Origin of the sequence: Hymenobacter pini, assembly GCF_020421205.1 — a bacterium.
In the GTDB taxonomy this organism is placed as follows: Bacteria; Bacteroidota; Bacteroidia; order Cytophagales; family Hymenobacteraceae; genus Hymenobacter; species Hymenobacter pini.
In genome coordinates this window covers 1,041,197-1,060,837 of sequence record NZ_JAIZZH010000001.1, presented here as the reverse complement: position 1 = coordinate 1,060,837, position 19,641 = coordinate 1,041,197, and the positions used below count along the sequence as shown (strand labels likewise).

14 protein-coding genes are annotated in these 19,641 nt (G+C 61.3%); 10 read left to right on the top strand and 4 right to left on the bottom strand.

Going from position 1 to position 19,641, the window contains the following annotated elements:
• Positions 1-155 precede the first annotated feature (155 nt).
• The gene (locus LF252_RS04430; protein WP_226268026.1) at positions 156-395 is read left to right on the top strand and encodes a hypothetical protein; all 240 of its coding nucleotides are present in this window, start codon (positions 156-158) and stop codon (positions 393-395) included.
• Here the strand turns inward: LF252_RS04430 and LF252_RS04425 are convergent.
• On the bottom strand, positions 361-3,051 hold the full coding sequence (locus tag LF252_RS04425) for an MGH1-like glycoside hydrolase domain-containing protein (RefSeq protein ID WP_226268024.1): 2,691 nt from the start codon (positions 3,049-3,051) through the stop codon (positions 361-363). The two genes, LF252_RS04430 and LF252_RS04425, sit on opposite strands and share 35 nt — an antisense overlap.
• 317 nt (positions 3,052-3,368) lie before the next feature.
• On the opposite strand from LF252_RS04425, the gene LF252_RS04420 reads away from it, so the two are divergent.
• Positions 3,369-4,652 (top strand): PQQ-dependent sugar dehydrogenase, encoded by a 1,284-nt coding sequence (locus LF252_RS04420; RefSeq protein ID WP_226268023.1) that lies wholly within the window; start codon positions 3,369-3,371, stop codon positions 4,650-4,652.
• 9 nt (positions 4,653-4,661) lie between these two features.
• Positions 4,662-5,108 carry a c-type cytochrome gene (locus tag LF252_RS04415; RefSeq protein WP_226268020.1) on the top strand — a complete coding sequence of 149 codons (447 nt, stop codon included), beginning with the start codon at positions 4,662-4,664 and terminating at the stop codon, positions 5,106-5,108.
• A 148-nt stretch (positions 5,109-5,256) separates the two neighbouring features.
• On the opposite strand, the gene ygiD is transcribed toward LF252_RS04415, so the two are convergent.
• Positions 5,257-6,090 (bottom strand): 4,5-DOPA-extradiol-dioxygenase, encoded by an 834-nt coding sequence (ygiD, locus tag LF252_RS04410; RefSeq protein ID WP_226268018.1) that lies wholly within the window; start codon positions 6,088-6,090, stop codon positions 5,257-5,259.
• 376 nt (positions 6,091-6,466) lie between these two features.
• Between ygiD and LF252_RS04405 the strand changes: the two genes are divergently transcribed.
• The 7 genes from LF252_RS04405 to LF252_RS04375 all read left to right on the top strand — a co-directional run bounded on the left by LF252_RS04405 (position 6,467) and on the right by LF252_RS04375 (position 16,274).
• Positions 6,467-11,332, top strand: a complete 4,866-nt coding sequence (locus LF252_RS04405; RefSeq protein ID WP_226268016.1) for a T9SS type B sorting domain-containing protein — start codon at positions 6,467-6,469, stop codon at positions 11,330-11,332.
• A gap of 78 nt (positions 11,333-11,410) precedes the next feature.
• A complete protein-coding gene (locus LF252_RS04400) occupies positions 11,411-12,379 on the top strand; it encodes a PorP/SprF family type IX secretion system membrane protein (protein ID WP_226268015.1) in 969 nt (322 codons plus the stop codon).
• Positions 12,380-12,541: 162 nt separating this feature from the next.
• Positions 12,542-12,982 carry a hypothetical protein gene (locus LF252_RS04395; RefSeq protein WP_226268013.1) on the top strand — a complete coding sequence of 147 codons (441 nt, stop codon included), beginning with the start codon at positions 12,542-12,544 and terminating at the stop codon, positions 12,980-12,982.
• Between the two features lie 319 nt (positions 12,983-13,301).
• Entirely contained in the window at positions 13,302-14,504 is a 1,203-nt protein-coding gene (locus LF252_RS04390; RefSeq protein ID WP_226268011.1) for an MFS transporter, read from the top strand.
• Between the two features lie 5 nt (positions 14,505-14,509).
• Complete coding sequence (locus LF252_RS04385; RefSeq protein ID WP_226268009.1) at positions 14,510-14,749, top strand: DUF433 domain-containing protein; 240 nt, start codon at positions 14,510-14,512, stop codon at positions 14,747-14,749.
• Positions 14,733-15,065 (top strand): DUF5615 family PIN-like protein, encoded by a 333-nt coding sequence (locus LF252_RS04380; protein ID WP_226268007.1) that lies wholly within the window; start codon positions 14,733-14,735, stop codon positions 15,063-15,065. The genes LF252_RS04385 and LF252_RS04380 overlap by 17 nt, the downstream gene beginning before the upstream one ends.
• Before the next feature lie 264 nt (positions 15,066-15,329).
• Entirely contained in the window at positions 15,330-16,274 is a 945-nt protein-coding gene (locus LF252_RS04375; protein ID WP_226268005.1) for a hypothetical protein, read from the top strand.
• Between the two features lie 65 nt (positions 16,275-16,339).
• On the opposite strand, the gene LF252_RS04370 is transcribed toward LF252_RS04375, so the two are convergent.
• Both LF252_RS04370 and LF252_RS04365 read right to left on the bottom strand, forming a co-directional pair.
• Positions 16,340-18,574 (bottom strand): xanthine dehydrogenase family protein molybdopterin-binding subunit, encoded by a 2,235-nt coding sequence (locus LF252_RS04370; protein ID WP_226268003.1) that lies wholly within the window; start codon positions 18,572-18,574, stop codon positions 16,340-16,342.
• Entirely contained in the window at positions 18,571-19,593 is a 1,023-nt protein-coding gene (locus LF252_RS04365; RefSeq protein ID WP_226268001.1) for an FAD binding domain-containing protein, read from the bottom strand. Before LF252_RS04365 ends, LF252_RS04370 begins: the two co-directional genes overlap by 4 nt.
• Positions 19,594-19,641: the final 48 nt, after the last annotated feature.

Sequence of the window (19,641 nt, the reverse complement as noted above, 5' to 3'; positions counted from 1 at the left end):
AGTTAATAATTGTATCTATCCTTTCTTTATTCATACTTACGCTCAACAACTGCCCCCTATGCTAGAGCTGTAATTTTTAAAGAAGTTTTTACACTACTGGAACTAAGTACAGGCTTGTTGGGATTTGTGCTGCTGAAACAACTATACCACAGTACATGCTTGATTCCCAACTGACTAACGCCGGATTTTTTGAAATTTCCGGGCCAGTTGAACCACCCCTGCCCGGCACTACCTACGTGCGTCCCCGGGCGGCCGAAACAGTGCGCATTTTCATTCCAGCCGATGGCTCAGGGGTTGAGGTGTACGCTGGCTCATTGCGTAACAGCCGCCTCATGTTCAAAGGCCCCATCGACCAAGCCCTTACTCTGCCGTGGCTGCTCCCGCTGCCCAACTAGCTGGTTCGCTTTCGGGGCGGTGGTATCGTAACAGCCGCACCACCAGGCCTGTCCAGCCGGTTTGGTGGCTGGCGCCCAGGCCCCGGCCGGTGTCGCCGTGGAAATACTCGTGAAACAGCAGGTAGTCTTTGAAGTGGGGGTCGGTCTGGAGCAGCTCATCATCGGCAAAGGCCGGGCGGCGGCCCTCGGCATCCGGCAAAAACAGCCGGGTAAGGCGCTCTGACAGGGCCTCGGCAATCTGCTGCAGATTGAGGCGCTGCCCGGAGCCCGTGGGGTACTCTACCCGGAAGGAGTCGCCGTAGTAGGCGTGGAAGCGCTGCAACGACTCGATGATGAGGTAGTTGATGGGAAACCAGATGGGCCCCCGCCAGTTGCTGTTGCCCCCGAACATACTGCTCTCGGCCTCGCCCGGCACGTATTGCACCGTAAAATCGGTATCGGCGGTACTATACACGTAGGGCTGGTCGAGGTGGTAGCGCGAGAGGGCCCGGATGCCGAACTCGGACAGGAACTCCTGCTCATCGAGCATGCGCTTGAGCAGGTGGCGCAGGCGGCTGCGGCGCAGCAAACTCAGCAGATGGCGGGCGCCTTGGCCCGGCTCCTGCCAACGGGCTACCAGCTGGGCCAGGTGCGGACGGTTTTCGAGTAGCCAGCGGGCCCGCTCCGTGAATTCGGGCAGGGCGTTGAGCAGCTGCTCATCAATGACCTCCACGGCAAACAGTGGAATCAGGCCCACAATGGACCGCACGCGCAGCTTGGTACGAGCATCGTCGGGGGTGTGCAGCACGTCGTAGTAGAACTGGTCTTCGTCGTCCCAGAGGTTGAACTGCCCGTCGCCGCCCCGGGTCATGGCATCGGCAATGTAGAGGAAGTGCTCGAAGAACTTGCCGGCCATTTCCTGATACACAGCGTTGTGGCTGGCCAGCTCCATAGCCATGCGCATCATGTTCAGGGCAAACATGGCCATCCAGCTGGTGCCGTCGCTCTGCTCAATATAACCGCCGGTGGGCAGTGGGGCGCTCCTGTCGAACACGCCAATGTTGTCCAGCCCCAGAAAGCCGCCCTCGAAGATGTTCCGCTCGCTCTTATCCTTCCGGTTAACCCACCAGGTAAAATTTAACGTCAGCTTATGAAATACGGCTTCCAGAAAAGCAGCGTCGCCCTGGCCACCGTGCAGTTTCTTATCCATCTGATATACCCGCCAGGTTGCCCAGGCGTGTACGGGCGGATTCACGTCGTTGAGGTTCCACTCGTAGGCCGGCAGCTGCCCGCTGGGGTGCATGTACCAGTCGCGGCAGAGCAGGCGCAGTTGGGCCTTGGCAAAGTCGGCGTCCACCATAGCCAGCGGGATACAGTGAAACGCCAAGTCCCAGGCCGCATACCACGGGTACTCCCACTTGTCTGGCATTGAGATGATATCCTGATTGTGCAGGTGGCGCCAGTTGCTGTTGCGGCCCTTGCGGCGGCGGGCCGGTAGCCGGGGCAGCGTGGGGTCCCCGTCAAGCCACTGGGTTACATCGTAGTAGTAGAACTGCTTGCTCCAGAGCATGCCCGCAAAGGCCTGGCGCTGCACATTGCGCACCTCGGGCTGGGGCGGCAGCTCCTCCTGCATGCACTGATAAAACGTATCGGCATCCTGCAGACGGGAGGCCATAATCGACTCGAAATCAGCAAACGGGGCCGGTTGCTCTTCCCGGCTCAGGCGCAGGCGCACTACCCGGGACTCGCCGGGGCCCAGTTCCAGCGCGTGGTGGGCGGCCATTTTGGTGCCGCGCCGCTTGGGGTTCACAGCCGTAAAGTCGCCTTCCACCAGGTAGTCGTTGATGCCGTCTTTGAAGTAGCGGCCCGAGCTGGTGGGGTTGAATGGGTCGCCGGTGCGGTGGTGGTTGGTGTCGTTGTCGCAGAACAGCAGGCCTGCTGGGGCATCGGTGTACACATGGTAGCGGCCCAGGCTGGGATGGTCGGCGGTGGCGGAGGCGGGCCCGGTAGCCTGTAGAATGGGCTTGGCCGAACTGGCCGCGTAACCCCAAGCCCAGGTATTGCGGAACCAGAGCGTAGGTAACACGTGCAGGGCGGCGGCTTCGGGGCCGCGGTTGTGGGCCGTTATCTGCAGCAGTACATCATCGGGCCCCGCCTTGGCGTACTCAATGAACACATCGAAGTAGCGGCTCTCCTCGAAGATGCCGGTGTCCAACAGCTCAAACTCGGGCTCCAGGCGGGTGCGGCGGGCATTTTCCTGGCGCAACTCCTCGTACGGAAACTCCTGCTGCGGATACTTATACAGCATCTTCATGTAGGAGTGCGTGGGCGTGCTGTCGAGGTAGTAGTACAGCTCCTTCACATCCTCGCCGTGGTTGCCCTGGCCGTTGGTGAGACCAAACAGCCGCTCTTTCAGCATTTCATCCTGCTCGTTCCACAGGGCCACGCTCAGGCACAGGTGCTGCTGGTCGTCGGAGATGCCGCCCAGGCCCTCCTCGCCCCAGCGGTAGGCCACGCTGCGGGCCAGCTCATGGGGCAGAAAATTCCAGGCATTGCCATCGGGCGAGTAATCTTCGCGCACGGTGCCCCACTGCCGTTCGGTGAGGTAAGGGCCAAATTTCTTCCAAAGGGCCGCGCCGGTGCGGTGCTGCTGCAGGCGTAGTTGTTCTTGCGTCATGTCCAGTCGGCCAGATTGCTCCAAGCGCCTTGGTACGTGTTCTGGCGTGGCTGGTTGTGAATTTGCCACCTACCGGCACATGCAGTACTATTGTCCGTCAATCCAACACGGAAGGCCCGCAACAGGCCAGTAGCCCCTACCGCCTTTCCGGCTCATGTAAACCGCTCAGCTTATAGTTCGGCTTGCCTGGTAGCCGGTATCTTGCTTGCTTACCACCGGTTCTGGCCTCTTCTGCCGCTGACTTGGTGCACGCAACCCGGCGGCGCCTTTTGTGTCGGACATTCGTATAGCGTTTACTTTTCATCTTCCTGCCTGCTATGTCAATCCTCTCCCCCCGCCTGTTGCTGCTCACAACCGCTGCAGCCGGCAGCCTGGCCCTGGCGGCCCTCCGCCCCGAAACCCGCGTGGTACCCGCCGCCGACAACGCTGGCCTGAAGCTGCCCGCTGGCTTTGGGGCCCTGAAAGCGGCCGAAACCAGCGGCCGGGCCCGCCACATTACCGTAACGCCGCAGGGCGTGGTGTATGTGAAGCTGAACCGCCCCAATGCGGCGGGTAAAGGCATTTTGATGCTGCGTGAAGGCCCAAACGGCCAACTGCAACAGGCCGGAGCCTTTGGCAACTATGGCGGCACGGGCATCTTCAGCACCGCCGACTACCTGTACGCTTCTTCCGACCAGGAAGTATTCCGCTATAAGCTCAACGCGAAAGGAGAAGTCGTAAACCCCGAGCAGCCCGAAAAGCTGGTAACGGGCCTCATCAACCGCCGCCAGCACGAGAGCAAGTCGATTACCCTGGATAAAGCCGGCAACCTGTACGTCAATATTGGGGCTTACTCCAACGCCTGCCAGGTGAAAGACCGGCAGAAGGGCTCGATGGGCATTCCGAATTGCCCCGTGCTGGACTCGGCGGGCGGTATCTGGCAGTTCCGGGCCGATAAGCTCAACCAGACCTACACCGACGGGGTGCGCTACGCCACCGGCCTGCGCAACGTGGTGGGCCTCGACTGGAACGCGCAAACCAACCAGCTGTTTGTGATGCAGCACGGCCGCGACCAGCTTTCCGACAACTTCCCGGCCCTGTACACCAGCAAACAATCGGCGGAGTTGCCGGCGGAGTGCCTGTACGCGCTGAAGAAAGGCGACAACGCCGGCTGGCCCTACGTGTATTATGATGGGCAGCAGAACAAGCTGATGCAGGGCCCCGAGTACGGCGGCGACGGCAAGAAACCCGCCACCGGCAACTACCTGCAGCCCGCTGCCGCCTACCCCGCCCACACCGCCCCCGACGGGCTGCTGTTTTACACCGGCACCATGTTCCCGGAGCGGTACCGCAACGGCGCTTTCATTGCCTTCCACGGTTCCTGGAACCGGGCCCCCGAGCCCCAGAAGGGCTACTACGTGGTGTTCCAGCCCTTCAAGGATGGAAAGCCCAGCGGCAACTGGGAGCTGTTTGCCGATAACTTCGCCGGCACCCCGGAAAAAGCTGCGGCCGGCCGCCCCGACCACAAGCCCTGCGGCCTGGCTCAGGGCCCGGATGGCTCCCTCTATGTGACGGACGACAAGCAAGGCACCGTTTACCGCATTGTGTACGCCAAGAAATAAGCCCCTCACATGATTACTAAGACTATTGCATTGCTGGGGCTGCTGGCGGGCCTGAGCCTGCCGGCCGCCGCCCAGCGCAAACCCGCCCCCAAACCCAAGCCCCGAGCCACCAGCGCCGCGGCACCCGCTGCCGTGCTGGCGGCCGGCAAAACGGTGTACACGCAAAACTGCCTCACCTGCCACCAGGCCGATGGCGGCGGCGTGGACGGCATGAACCCGCCGCTCAGCAAAACTTCCTACGTGCTCGGCGACAAGTCCCGGCTCGTTAACGTGCTGCTCAAAGGCATGCAGGACCAGGACATTGACGGGGAGCCGTACCACAATGTGATGCCCTCCTTCAGCCAGCTTTCCGACAAACAAATTGCCGACGTGCTAACCTACATCCGCAACTCCTTCGGCAACAAAGCCAGCGTAGTTACGCCCGTCGAGGTAAAAGCCGCACGCGCTGCCAAGTAGCAGGCAGTTTTCAGAAAATATATAGACTCGTCATGCAGAGGCCGGAGGCCGAAGCATCTCACGTGCTGACGTTGTGGACCGAATCCAGACATCAGGACGCGAGATGCTTCGGCCTCCGGCCTCTGCATGACGTACTTACGGCTCCGTCTTACCCTACTACAAACGTGCGCATGCTCATGCCGCCGTAGCTTACTTCCTCGAAGGCGTGGCGGATATCATCGTCTGGTTCGGCCAGGGCCAGGCTGTAAAGCATGGGGATATAGTGGTCGGGGGTGGGTACGGAGAGAGGGCCACTGGCCCCAGCCTGCTGGTAGTGGGCCAGCGCAGTCAAGTCGCGCTGGTTGATTTTCTGCTTGGCCCACTCGTCAAACTCCGTGGCCCAGGGGTACGGTGTGGCATCATCCTGCATGAGCTTGGGCATGCTCTGGCGCAGGTTGTGCACAATGTTGCCGCTGCCCAGAATCAGCACGCCCCGGCGGCGCAGAAACTGCAGCTGCCGGGCTAGCTCGGCGTGGTAGGTAATGGGCTTGTAGTAGTCGATGCTGAGCTGGAATACCGGAATATCAGCCTCGGGGAAGATATGGTGCAGCACCGTCCAGGAGCCATGGTCGAGGCCCCACTCATCGGTGGGGTGCGCGTCGGGCAGGGCTTGGAGTACTTCCTGGGCCACATCGGGGGCTCCGGGCGCGGGATACTGCATATCGAACAGCTCCTGCGGGAAGCCGCCGAAGTCGTGGATAGTTTCGGGCCGCTCGTTTACGGCCACGAAGGTGCCCCGCGTGAGCCAGTGCGCCGACACCACCAGAATAGCCCGGGGCGGCTGCAGATTCCGAATGTCGCGGCCCAGTTGGTGCAGGGTTTGGGTAAACGGGTTATCGGCCAGGGCATTCATGGGCGAGCCGTGCCCCACGAAAAGCACTGGCATTTTGGCCGTTTTCTGGAAGCCGCTGGCGGTTTTGTGGAGGTCTTGCAGAGAGTTCATAGCAGTAGCAAGGGGCAGCGCGCCAAGTAGTTGAAGGAAGTGACGTCGCTGCATGCGGTTATCAAGTTATTGATAACAAAGCTAGCCTGTGTTGGACGACGGTGCCTTGATGTAGGATAAGAAATTGAGACGGTATTGTCCTATAACCAAGCTGCCATTCTCCTCACCTCTTCATTGTTTCCTTGCTACCTTCCGCTGTACTATTCACACATTGCCTTGCACAAACCTATCCGGTAGTGTGTAGCTTTAGCAGACCCGTCAAATACTGTTCTTTCTGGCAATAGCCAGACCTGCCGTTTCGTTTAAAATAAGCAGAACAGCTGGCACCTTTCCCCTAGCCAGTTGATTATCTATCTGCCTCCTGACCCGCGCCTCTATGCCCACAGAGCTACTGCTTTCCGCCCCACCCGCTTTCCTTGCTTCGTCCTTACACTCTCCGCCAGGCCGGCCCCGCCGCTGGTGGGCCCAATTTGCGGCTATTTGGCTGCTGCCGCTGCTGCTCCTGTTGGTAGCCTCTTCGGTAGCACTGGGCCAGGGCACCCCGCCGCCGGAGTGTGCTGCTGATGAGAAGTTTGCCAATACCTGGTACTTCGGCTTCAAGGCCGGACTGGATTTCAATCAGGCCACGGATACCATTCCGCCTACGGTGCTTACCAATGGGGCCATGGATGCCCCCGCCGGCTCGGGGGTAATGTCGGATGCCAACGGCCGGATTCTGTTTTACAGCAACGGCGAAACCGTATGGAACGGCGACGGCACTGTTATGACCAATGGCACCGGCCTGGCAGGTAACCGTTTCACCACCGACGGCCCGCTACCCATTAAGCTGCCCGGTAAACCCACGCCCGGCCAGCCTACCCGCTACCTGCTTTTCACCCTGAACAGCACCGTGGGGCTAAGCTATTCGGAAATTCAGATACCCGCCGGGGGCGGGCCGGGCACCGTAGTGGCCGCTACCAAAAACACGCCCCTGGCCCGGGGTACGGCGGAAAAGCTCACGGCTGTATTTCACAAAAACGGCTGCGACATCTGGGTGATTACCCACGGCTGGGGCGACGCCAAAACGGGTACTGATAACCGGGGCGACGCCTTTCTGGCCTACCGTGTGCGGCCCTCCGCAGGTTACGTAGGGCCGGTTCTTATCGATGCGCCTATTACCTCAACCGTGGGCAGCCTGCACGCTGCCACGGTGGCGGCGCTGGGCTACAAAGGCCAGATGACGATAACCCCCGAAGGCAAGCGGCTGGCCCTGGCCCGCTACAGCGAAGCAGTTGGCGACACGACCAGTACCGTGGAGCTGTTTGCCTTTGATACCGGCACGGGCCAGGTAAGCGTTGACCCACGGGTACCGTTTGTAGTAGACCGGGGCGCGGGCAAATATTACGGGGTGAGCTTTTCGTCCGGTAACTACCTGTACGCCACGGTGCGCAACCCGGCCAAATTGCTGCAGTTCGACATCAGCGGGACCGGGCCGGTTACGAAGGAGGACATTCCGCTCCGGCAGAAGACGCCGGCCGACCTGGGCTCCATGCAGGCCGCGCCCAATGGCAAGATTTACGTGGCCCGCGACAATCAGCCGGCGCTGGGCCTCATTGCCTACCCCGATTCCCTGGGGCCCAAAGTCCGTTATGGCGACGACAGCCTGAGCTTAGGCGGCCGCCTGAGCGGGCTGGGGCTGGTAAATTTCAACCAAAGTTCCCTGCTGCGCGTGGGCCCCAGCTTCCGGATAACCGGATGCCGGCAAATCAGCTTCACCGCCCCGCCCATTGACTTCGACAACAAAACCTACCTCTGGACCTTCGGCGACGGGGCGACTTCCACCCTGGAAAATCCGGTGCACGTGTACGCCACCCCTGGCAACTACACCGTTACCCTGCGCATTGATACGGAGTGTTTTTGCCGGGAAAGCTCGGGGATAATTCAGGTCCCCGATTTGCCGAACCCAGGCAACATCGGCAGCCCGCAAACCCTGTGCGCCGGCACGGCCCCGGCCGCGCTTACCAGCTCCGCCAGTGGGTTCAGCGACGCGGGCCTGCCGCTCGTGTATCAGTGGGAAACCTCTCCAGATAATACCAGTTGGACGGCAATTCCGGGCGCTACGGCGGCCACCTATCAACCAGCCAGCAACTTACCGGCCGGCATCACCTATTTCCGGCGGCGGGCTCAGCTGCTACTGCCGGATGGCTCAGGCCCGTACTGCACGCCTACATTTACCCCTTCGGTGGCCATAACGGTGGTGCCCGCAGTAACGGCCGGCACCATTGCCGCCAACCAGACGGTGTGTGCCGGCAGCCCAGCCGCGCCGCTCACCAGCAGCGCCCCGGCTACCGGGGGCACCGGTGCACCTGCTTACCAGTGGCAGTTCTCCCCGGATAATGCTACCTGGAGCAACATCGGCGGGGCCACCGGCGAAACCTACGCTCCAGGTGTGCTGGCGGCTACTACCTACTTCCGCCGCGTGGCCACCGCCGGGCCCTGCACCGACGTATCAAATACCATCACTATCAACGTAGCCCCGGCCCTGAATGCCGGCACCATTGCCGCCAGCCAGACGCTGTGTAACGGGGCCACCCCCGCGCCACTTACCAGCATTACGCCCGCTACGGGCGGCGTGGGCGCACTAGTTTATCAGTGGGAATCCTCCTTGGATAATGCAACCTGGACGGCCATTGCCGGGGCCACCAACACCGACTACACGCCCGGACCCTTGACCATTACCACATATTTCCGCCGCCGGGCTACCTCGGGTACCTGCAATCCGGCTTTTTCCAACGTGGTAACGCTGACGGTGGCCCCGGTGCTGACGCCCGGCACCATTGCCGCCGACCAGACCCTGTGCCCCGGTGCCACGCCGGCCCCGCTCACCAGCTCCGCTGAGGCCGCCGGGGGGTCCGGTACCGTAGCCTATCAGTGGGAATCGTCGCCGGACAATGCTAGCTGGACCACTATTTCTGGAGCCAATAGCGCCACTTACGCTCCAGGGGCATTATCTGCTACTACCTTTTTCCGGCGGGCGGCCACGGCTGGAACGTGTGGGCCGGTGTATTCCAACGTGGTGACGTTGCGGGTGCTGTCGGCCCTCACAGCCGGTAGCATTGCCGCCGACCAAAGCATTTGTAACGGTGCTACGCCCGCCCCACTCACCAGCACCGCGGGAGCCGGTGGGGGCACGGGCACCTTTACCTATCAGTGGGAGTCTTCAACCGATAATGTGAACTGGGCGGCTATTAGCGGGGCCAACGCCGAAACCTACGTCCCCGGCCCCCTGACAAGTACCACCTATTTCCGCCGCCGCGTTACCTCGGGTAGCTGCGGGCCGGAATACACCGCCTCCGTGGTCATTACCGTGGCCCCGGAGCTGACAGCCGGCACCATTGCCGCCGACCAAGTGCTGTGCCCCGGCAGCCCCGCCGCCCCGCTCACCAGCGGCGGGCCTGCTACCGGCGGCATTGGGGCGGTGGCCTACCAGTGGGAATCCTCCTTGGATAACAGCAACTGGGCCGCCATCGGCGGGGCAACCGGGGCCACGTACGCCCCGGGCCCGCTCACCGCCACCACCTACTTCCGTCGCCGGGCCAATGCGGGAGCCTGCGGGCCAGTGTACTCGAACGTGGTGACGCTGACGGTAACGCCGGCCTTGGTACCGGGCAGCATTGCGGCCGACCAGACGGTGTGCCCGGGCGCGGCTCCGGCTCCGCTCACCAGCGCCACCAACGCTACCGGCGGCACAGGCAGCTACACCTATCAGTGGGAATCGTCGCCGGATAACAATACCTGGGCAGCCATTTTAGGAGCTGGCGGCGCTACGTACGCGCCGGGCCCGCTTACGGCTACCACCTACTTCCGCCGCCGGGTAACTTCCGGAGCCTGCGGGCCGCTGTATTCCAACGCAGTCACGCTGACGGTGCTGCCCGTTCTCACGGCTGGCACCATTGCCGCCGACCAGGACATTTGCGCCGGTACGGCCCCGAGTCCGCTGACGGGCGGCGGGGCGACTGGCGGTACCGGCACCTATGACTACCAGTGGGAATCGTCGCTGGATAACAACAGCTGGGCCGCCATTGGCGGAGCCACGGCCGCTACCTACGCCCCCGGCCCGCTGACGGCCACTACCTATTTCCGCCGCCGCGTAACCTCAGGTACCGGTACCTGCGCCACGGCAATTTCCAACGTGGTAACGGTGCGGGTGCAGCCCCGCGTGACGCCTACCGTTACGCTGGCTCCGCCGCCGGTGGAATGCCCCGGCACCCCGCTCACCTTCACGGCCGTGGCTACCAACGCGGGGGCCGCGCCCACCTACCAGTGGTTTGTGAACAACGTGGCCGTAGCCAGCGGGCCCACCTTTACCAGCAGCACCCTCGTTACCGGCGACCAGGTGCGGGTGGAGGTAACGCCCACCGCGGGCCTGTGCAGCACCGGTCCGGCCACGGCTACGGTAACCGTTACGCGCACGCCCACACCCGCGCCTACGCTGAGCATTGCCGTGCAGCCGGGTGGGCCGGTGTGCCTGGGGGCTCCGCTCACGTTCAGTATTGCTAGCGTAACCGGGGCCGGTGCCGCGCCGCAGTACCAATGGCAGGTGAACGGGGCCGACGTGCCCGGGGCCACGGGGCCGGTGTTCACCAGTACCACCCTACGCCAGGGCCAGTTGGTAACGCTGCGCCTGCGCACCACCAACACCTGCGCCCAGCCCGTTACGGCCACTTCCAACGCCATACCGGTGCGCATTCAGCCGCCCGTGAACGTGGATGCCGGGCCCGACAAGGAAATCCTGGCCGGCACTTCGGTAACGCTGGAAGGCCGGGCCGATGGACGCTACCCCGTGCGCTGGACGCCCTCCCAAACCCTGCGCTTCTCCGGCGACTCCCTACAGCCCTCCGCCTCGCCTACCGTTACCACCACCTACACCCTCTCGGCCGGGAGTGGGGGCTGCGCCGATTCGGACGAGGTGACGGTGGTGGTGCGTCCGCCCATTCGGATTCCCAACGCCTTCACGCCCAACGGTGACGGCCGCGACGATACCTGGCAGATTGAGTTCATCGAGCAGTTTCCCGACAACACCGTGACGGTGTTCAACCGCTGGGGCACCAAGATTTTCTCGGCCAACAACTACGGCCGCTCCAACGAGTGGCGCGGCGACATCAACGGCCAGCCCGCCCCGGTGGGCACTTATTACTACGTCGTCGTCACGAAGGGGCCGCTGGGTAGGTCCTACAGCGGGTCGATTACCATTCTGTACTAACTGCGGCGGCCGGCCGCACCTCTTGCGCGGCCGGCTTTACCGCCCTTCTGCCACCGACAGCCTTACCACCCCATGGGTATGAAACGAGCTCTACCACTGCTGCTGCCCCTGCTGCTGCTGGCCGCCGCCCCGGCCCTGGCCCAGCAACAGGCCCAGTACAGCCAGTACATGAACAATAACTACATCCTCAACCCCGGCACCACGGGCGTGGAGGATTACATCGACGTAAAAGCCAGCTACCGCACCCAGTGGACGGGGCTGGAGGGCGCGCCCAAAACCTACTACCTCAGCGCTAGCTCCTCGCTGGGCAAGTGGCGCACCACCAGCAAGCGCACCCTCTACGACCGGCGGCGGCCCTTCCACGCCATCGGCGGGCTGGTGTACAACGACCAGACCGGGCCCACCAGCCGCAAGGGCGCTTATCTCTCCTACGCCTACAACCTGGTGCTGCGACCCAACCTGCGGATGGCCCTGGGCGTGTCGGCGGGGATGCAGCAGTTTGCAGTGGATGGCTCGCAGCTGCGGTTTTTTGACCCTACCACTGTGGCTCCCAGCGACGCCGCCCGGGTGCCCGATGCCACCGTGGGCCTGTGGGTGTACAGCTCCGATTTTTACGTGGGCGTGTCGGGGGCGCAGCTGCTGGGCAACAAGCTCAACTTCTCCTACGGCCCCACCACCCTGGCCGACGGGGCCGGCAACTACCTCCGACGTCACTACTTTGCCACCGCCGGGGTGCGCGTGCCCCTCTCCCGCGACTGGTCGCTGGTGCCCTCGGTGCTGGTAAAGGCCGTTCAGCCGGCCCCGCTTTCCCTCGACCTGAACGCCAAGCTCAAGTACCAGGATTTGCTCTGGGGCGGGGTGTCGTGGCGGGCGTTTGATTCGTTTGTGGTGCTGGGCGGGCTGAATTACGAGCAGTTCACCTTCGGCTATTCCTACGACGCGGGCCTCTCCAAACTGGCCGCCTACCACGGCGGCAGCCACGAGGTACTGGTGGGCCTGCGTCTCAAGAAAAAGACCCAGGTAGTCTGTAACAACCGGTTTTGGTAAGGCTGGGCAAAAGCCCATCATGCAGAGGTGCAGCCTTGGTCTCACATGGTGATATTGAGAACTACCGGCCGCCTGGATGCCCTAGGCAAAGCCTGTTTCAGAAAGCCGCTGCTTTCTTATATTGTGTCACAGTAATATTATTCCCCTCCTGTATTTTTTGTCATGAAACACGCATTTACTATCAGCAGCTTGGCCTTGGCAATTGCCTTATCGGCTTGTAAGAAAGAGGCCACGCCCGCCCCGGATACTACGCAGAACACTACGCTATCTGCCATTGCCGATGGCACCTACACCGGCACATTTGAGCGGCAGGGCAGCGGCAGCAACGGTGTGGCTGCGGTTTCGCTCACGTTCAGCAATGGCACCTGGACGGGCCAGGGCCAGACGCCCAGATACCCCGGCCTTTGCCACGGCACCTACACCGTGGTGGATGATTCGCACATCAAGTTCACCAATCAATGTCCCTGGACAGCTGATTTCGATTGGACCTTGATTTTAGGCCAGGAATACACCTTCAAGGTAACTGGCAACCAACTGGTACTGACGCAGGAACTCACTACCGCCAGCCGCTCCCTAAAAAACGTGTACCAGCTTACCCGGTAGAATTGCTTCGGCAACAAAAGCCCACCTCAGTAGTTGCCACCCGCTATGCCGAGGCCGGAGGTCGAAGCATCTCGCATGTCAATGTCAGGCTTAACCCTGCAACGGCGGCACGCGGGATGCTTCGGCTTCCGGCCTCGGCATGAAGTTCAGGGGTGTTCGATTGCTTTTTAACGGACACTCTTAGGGTAAACAACGTCAGCAACGACGAGACGCAAAGTATTGCGTCTCTACACCGTTCTGTGGAGGGCCGCTGAGCTCGGCAGTTGGGGGGAATTGGTATTTTCGCCGCTCTCACCTGCCCTCTCTCCCACCCGCTCTCATGTCCCGTGTTCTTCCCACCATTGTGGGGGCGCAGTTCTGCTGCACCTCGCTGTGGTTTGCCGGCAATGCCGTAGCTCCCGAGCTGGCGGCCCGGTTCCGGCTGCCGCCCGGCTCCGTGGCCTCCCTCACCAGCGCCGTGCAGTTGGGCTTCATCAGCGCCACCCTGCTGTTCGCGTTGCTGGCCGTGGCCGACCGGTTTTCGCCCTCGCAGGTATTCTTTGTAAGTGCGCTGGCGGCGGCCACGGCCAACCTGGGCGTGCACCTGAGCGGCCTCGGGGCCGAGAAGCTGCTGGCCTGCCGCTTCCTCACGGGCTTTTTCCTGGCGGGCATTTACCCGGTAGGTATGAAAATAGCCGCCGACTACTATCAGGAGGGCCTGGGCCGCTCGTTGGGCTGGCTGGTGGGGGCGCTGGTGCTGGGCACGGCGTTTCCGCACCTGCTGCGCAGCCTCACGGCGGCGCTACCGTGGTACTACGTGACGGGGGCTACCTCCGGGCTGGCGGTACTGGGCGGACTGGCGCTGTGGGCGCTAGTGCCCGATGGGCCCTACCGCCGGCCCGGGCAGCGGCCCCGGCTCACGGCGTTTCTGGCGGGGTTCCGGCAGCCGCCGTTCCGGGCGGCGGCGTTCGGGTACTTCGGGCACATGTGGGAGCTTTATAGCTTCTGGGCGTTTGTGCCGGTGGTGCTGGCGGCGTTTCAGGCGCGGTACCCGGCGGCGGGGCTGCCGGTGCCGCTGCTCTCGTTCGGTATCATTGGCGGGGGCAGCCTGGCCTGCGTGGGTGCGGGGCTGCTGGCCCGGCGGCTGGGCCCCGAGCGGGTGGCGGCCGGGGCGCTGGCGTTGTCGGGCGGGTGCTGCGTGGCCTCGGGAGTAGTGCTGTGTCTGGGCTCGGCGGCGGGGCTGGTGGCGTTTCTGGCGTTCTGGGGACTGATGGTAGTGGCTGACTCACCCATATTTTCCACCCTGGTGGCCCGGCACGCCCCGCCCGAATCGCGCGGCGCGGCCCTGACCATCGTCAACTGCTTGGGGTTTGCCCTCACCATCGGGAGCGTGCAGCTCACCGGCTGGCTGGCCCCGCGCCTGCCGCCTCAGTTGCTGCTGCTGCCCCTGGCCCTCGGCCCGGCACTGGGGCTGTGGGCGTTGTGGCGGGGAAGGCGGAGTGTGAATGGCGTAAGCGTTCCGCTCCCGAAGCCGTATCTTTAGGCATTATGGATATCAAGACCCTGATTACCGTTGATGAAGGCGTGCTGGGCGGACAGCCGGTGTTTGCCGGCACGCGCGTGCCCGTCGATTCGCTGTTCGACCACCTGGAGGCTGGCGTTTCGCTGGCGGAGTTTCTGGATGACTTCCCCACGGTGAGCCGGGAGCAGGCGGTGGCCGTGCTGGAAATAGCCAACAAGCTGCTCACCTCCCGCAACGCGGCGCACTGGTATGCGGCTGTTGCTTGACGAAAACCTGCCGAAACGGCTGAAAGACGATTTCACGGAGCACGAAGTGTACACCGTGCGCGACAAAGGCTGGAACGGCGTGAAAAATGGGGAGCTGCTGAAACTTCTGCTGGCCGAGGGCTTTGACGCCCTGCTCACTTTCGACAAGAACCTGCAGTACCAGCAGAATTTCGGCAAGTACACGCTTACCGTTTTCGTGCTATCGGCTCCCATCAACCAATACAGCGTGCTCACGGCCCTGTCGGCCCAGGTCCGGCAGCAGCTGGGCAGCCCCGGCTTACCCATTGGCCCGGTAGTCATTCAGGCGCAGCCCTGACCAGCAGCTCACCGGCTGGCTGGCCCCGCGCCTGCCGCCTCAGCTGCTGCTGCCCCTAGCCCTCGGACCAGTGCTCAAGCTGTGGGCGTTGTGGCGGGGAAGGCGGGTAGAGAAGTAGTACAGTTATATTTTAGTATAATACAACCATGATTTCTCACATCTCTTGGCTATACCCAACACCATAACATACAACACAAACTAATATAGCAAGATAACAGTACATCAGGCAGAACAAGAAAGCTAAATCACATAGACAAACCAGAAATGATTACACAAGTCAATAAGATTGAAATTCAATATCATTTTAATGATCAAAGTCACTCAATGAATGCTTTTGTTCATAATGAATGCGAAAAAGAGTTTCTACTTATCTGCAAGGAATTAACTACCATATTAAATATACAATTAGAAATAGAGAGCGAAGCTTTAAAACAAGGCAGCCTTATAGACACCTGGAAGGCATTAGGCAAGAATAATAATCAAATAACATTTTTTCTCTCCATACTCGTTTTAATTATATCGAGAATACCAGTAGAGAATCAAGTTCTTACAAATCTACAAATTGAAAATCTTAAACTAGATAATGCAATCAAGAGAAAAGAAGTTTTAAAAATAATGAAAGACAGTATAAAGGCTAAAAAAATCGAGCAAGAACAAATAAAAATTGCAGCAGATAAAATTTCAAATGATTTAAAAATAAACATTCACAAGTCAAATTTTTATACAAAGTTAAATAACTACCCCAAAGTAATTTCTGTATCAACAAAACTATTCAAAGATGAAAAGCCAGTTACTGATGACGAATCAATAGAAAGGAATGATTTTGATAAGTTCATTATTCATGAAGATATATTATCAGATCAATTAGACGAAGAAGCCATAATAGAAATAGTTGCACCTATACTAATTGAAGGAAGATATAAATGGAGAGGAATATACAAAGGCGAAATATTCAATTTTGATATGAATGATAACAAGTTTAAAAACTCAGTTTTTTCCAAAAAAATAGAGTTCACCAACGGAACTACAATTCGATGTGTGTTATCTCAAAGCAGAAAAATTGACGATTCTGGCACGATACAAATCAAAAACTCCAAAGTCCTAGTAGTATTAGATATATTTGATGATTCTAAGTCTATTGAAACCAAGCAGGGCAAGTCTTACAGAAGATCTAAGAAAAAAGACATTACTCAAACAGAACTGTTTTAAACACACAAAACCGCCCCACAACCTCACGGTTACGGGGCGGTTTGCGTTACGGCAAGCGGCGGCGGTTACAGCAGCTTGTCAATCATGACGGGTAAGTCGCGGACGCGCTTGCCGGTGGCGTGGTACACGGCGTTGGCCACGGCGGCGGCCACGCCCAGCATGCCCACTTCCCCGATACCCTTCACGCCCAGCGGGTTCACGATGTCGTCTTCCTCCTCCACAAACAGCACGTCGATGTCGTGGATGTCGGCGTTAACGGGCACGTGGTACTCGGCGAAGTTGTGGTTCACGTAGCGGCCAAACTTGTGGTCCATCACCGTTTCCTCCATCAGGGCCATTCCAATGCCCCACACCACCGAGCCCAGCACCTGCGAGCGGGCAGTTTTGAGGTTGAGGATGCGGCCGGCAGCCACGGCATTCACCACGCGCGTTACGTGGATGGTGCCCAGCTCCTCGTCTACCTTCACCTCCGCAAACACGATGTTGTGGGAGTGCAGCGAGTACTGCTGCTGCTTGAGCATGTTGGGCATGGCCGAGCTATCGGCCTCCACCTTGATTTCGCCGCTGGCCTGCAGCACGTCGCGTAGCACCACGGCCTGGTTGGCGTCGGCGCGCAGCCGGATCTGGCCGTTCACGAACTCCACGTCCTCGGTCTTGGCGTCCTTCAGGGGCGAGTTCTCCATCTTCTGGGCCAGCTTCAGCAGCTTTTCACCCAGGGCCTCGCAGGTGTTTTTCACGGCGGTGCCCACCGAGGCGGCCGTCCAGGAGCCACCCTGCAGCGGGGCCTCGGGCAGTTCGGTGTCGCCCAGCTTAAACGTGACGGCCTCAATGGGCAGACCCAGCGTTTCGGCCGCAATCTGCGTCATGATGGTGTAGGTACCCGCGCCGTTTTCGCCGGCCCCGCTCAGCACCGTCAGCTTCCCATCGGCGGTGATGGAGGCTTTGGCGGCCGATTTCTGCTGGGTGGCATCCCACACGCCGCCGCCAATACCCCAGCCGATGAGCTTGCCATCCTGGTCGCGCATGGAGCGGGGGGCCTGGGTGCGTTTTTCCCAGCCAAACTTGGCCGCGCCCTGGTGGTAACACTCGCGCAGCTTTTTGCTGCTGAAAGGCTTGTCCTGGTTCTGGTCCCGCTCGGCGTAGTTGCGCAGGCGGAACTCCAGCGGGTCGAGGCCGGCCTCGTAGGCCAGCTCGTCCATGGCAATTTCCAGCCCCACCGAGCCCGAGGCCGCGCCGGGGGCGCGCATATCCAGGGGCGTGTACACATCGAGCTTGGCCAGCTGGTAGCCCAGCTTCACGTTGTCGCACTGGTACAGCATGCCGCTCCAGTTCACCACGTTTTCGGTGTAGTCCTCGAAGTGCGAGGTTTCGTGGAGGGCGTGGTGCTGCAGGGCGGCCAGGGAGCCATCAGCATTGGCGGCCAGCTTGAGGTACTGCAGCGTGTGCGGGCGGTGCCCGAACGAGAACATCTGCTGGCGGGTGAGCGTGAGGCGCACCGAGCGTTTCAGCTCCAGGGCGGCCAGCACGGCCAGAAACACCGAATACTGGGGCCGCAGCCCCGAGCCGAAGCCCCCGCCCATGTACTCATTCACCACGCGGCAGTCGTCCTTCTTCAACCCGAAGATTTTGGTGAGGTACTGCTGTACGTTGTACACGCCCTGGGTTTTGTCGTAGGCCGTGATTTTGCCGTCACCGCGCCACTCCACGGTGGTGGCAAACAGCTCCATGGGGTTGTGGTGCTGGGCGCCGTGCACGTACTCGGCCTCCATGCGGTGCGGAGCTTCCTCCCAGGCTTTGTCGGGGTTGCCGCGGGGCGGGGGTGGCGGCTGGAAGCCGGTTTTGCCCCGGCCGGGCTCGTAGCCCTTGGCGCGCTGGGTTTCCAGGTTGGTTTCGTGGTCTTCCTGCTCGTACTCCACCCGCAGCAGCGAGGCGGCGTACCGGGCCAGCTCAAAGTTCTCGGCCACTATCAAGGCTACGGGCTGCTGGCTGAACTTGATTTCGGCGTCGTGCAGGGCCCGGAAGGGCGAGCCGCCGGGAGCCACCTGGTCCTTGTAGCTCCTATCAAACCAGGCCAGGGAGGGCACATTTTCGTGCGAGAATACCTGCAATACGCCGGGCAGGGCCAGCACCTCGTCGGCGTGGATTTTGGTGATTTTGCCCTTGGCAATGGGGCTGCTGACCACGTAGCCGTAGGCCAGGTCGGCCACGGCGTACTCGCCCGCGTACCGGGCCGTGCCGGTTACTTTCGCCGGACCATCAACGCGACTGGTGGGCTTGCCTATATAGTTGGTCGTGCTCATGGATTGGAGTTTTGAAAGACGTCGGATGCGGTTTGCGTGCCTTCGGCGGCCTGCTTGAGGGCGCGCACAATGGCGCGGCGGGCCAGCTCCACCTTGAAGTCGTTGGAGCCGTGGCCCTGGGCCCCTTCCAGCACCTTGGCCGCGGCCCGGGCGAAGGTTTCCACGGTGGCCGGCTGGCCTTTGAGCAGGTCTTCGGCGGCCTGGTCGCGCCAGGGTTTGTGGGCCACGCCGCCCAGCGCCAGGCGGGCATCCGTAATCGTGTTGCCGTCCAACTCCAGCGCCGCCGCCACCGATACCAGGGCAAAGGCGTAGCTGCTCCGGTCGCGCAGCTTCAGGTAGCTGAAGTTCTTGTTGAAGCCTTCCTTGGGCAGGTCGATGCTCAGAATCAGCTCGCCGGGCTCCAGGGTGTTGTCCTTCTCGGGCTGGTTGCCGGGCAGGCGGTGGAAGTCGTTGAAGGCAATGCTCCGCTCCCCGCCGGGCCCGCTCACGCGCACCGTGGGGGCCAGGGCCGCCAGGGCCACGCACATATCCGAAGGGTGGGTGGCAATGCACGACTCGCTGGTACCCAGGATACCGCACACTCGGTTGAAGCCCCCGATGGCCGAGCAGCCCGAGCCCGGCTCCCGCTTGTTGCAGGGCGTGGCCAGGTCGTAGAAGTAGTAGCAGCGGGTGCGCTGCATGAGGTTGCCGCCGTTGGTGGCGGCGTTGCGCAGCTGCGGCGAGGCCCCGGCCAGAATGGCCTGGTTCAGCAGCGGGTAGCGGCTTTTCACCTCGTCGTGCCAGGCAGTATCGGCGTTGGAGGCAGTGGCCCCCAGGCGCAGCCCGCCGTCGGGCAGGCTTTCAATGTCGGCCAGCGGCAGCTTGCCCACGCTCACGAGGTGGGTGGGGCGCGCCACGTTTTCCTTCATCAAATCGATGAGGTTGGTGCCGCCCCCGATATACGCCGAGCCATCGTGCCCGGCCTTGTCCTGCACGGCGTCCTGAACGGCCGTCGCGCGGTGGTAGGTAAATGAGTTCATGTCAGTGAAATGGTGAGGTGGTGAAATGGTGAGTTCTCTGGAATGAGG

Excerpts from the sequence above, each read along its gene's own strand:
- LF252_RS04405 (WP_226268016.1), top strand. The coding sequence starts at position 6,467 with ATGCCCACAGAGCTACTGCTTTCCGCCCCACCCGCTTTCCTTGCTTCG.
- LF252_RS04415 (WP_226268020.1), top strand. The coding sequence starts at position 4,662 with ATGATTACTAAGACTATTGCATTGCTGGGGCTGCTGGCGGGCCTGAGC.
- LF252_RS04365 (WP_226268001.1), bottom strand. The coding sequence starts at position 19,593 with ATGAACTCATTTACCTACCACCGCGCGACGGCCGTTCAGGACGCCGTG.
- LF252_RS04370 (WP_226268003.1), bottom strand. The coding sequence starts at position 18,574 with ATGAGCACGACCAACTATATAGGCAAGCCCACCAGTCGCGTTGATGGT.
- LF252_RS04400 (WP_226268015.1), top strand. The coding sequence starts at position 11,411 with ATGAAACGAGCTCTACCACTGCTGCTGCCCCTGCTGCTGCTGGCCGCC.
- LF252_RS04425 (WP_226268024.1), bottom strand. The coding sequence starts at position 3,051 with ATGACGCAAGAACAACTACGCCTGCAGCAGCACCGCACCGGCGCGGCC.
- LF252_RS04380 (WP_226268007.1), top strand. The coding sequence starts at position 14,733 with ATGCGGCTGTTGCTTGACGAAAACCTGCCGAAACGGCTGAAAGACGAT.
- LF252_RS04375 (WP_226268005.1), top strand. The coding sequence starts at position 15,330 with ATGATTACACAAGTCAATAAGATTGAAATTCAATATCATTTTAATGAT.
- LF252_RS04390 (WP_226268011.1), top strand. The coding sequence starts at position 13,302 with ATGTCCCGTGTTCTTCCCACCATTGTGGGGGCGCAGTTCTGCTGCACC.
- LF252_RS04430 (WP_226268026.1), top strand. The coding sequence starts at position 156 with ATGCTTGATTCCCAACTGACTAACGCCGGATTTTTTGAAATTTCCGGG.
- LF252_RS04420 (WP_226268023.1), top strand. The coding sequence starts at position 3,369 with ATGTCAATCCTCTCCCCCCGCCTGTTGCTGCTCACAACCGCTGCAGCC.
- ygiD (WP_226268018.1), bottom strand. The coding sequence starts at position 6,090 with ATGAACTCTCTGCAAGACCTCCACAAAACCGCCAGCGGCTTCCAGAAA.
- LF252_RS04395 (WP_226268013.1), top strand. The coding sequence starts at position 12,542 with ATGAAACACGCATTTACTATCAGCAGCTTGGCCTTGGCAATTGCCTTA.
- LF252_RS04385 (WP_226268009.1), top strand. The coding sequence starts at position 14,510 with ATGGATATCAAGACCCTGATTACCGTTGATGAAGGCGTGCTGGGCGGA.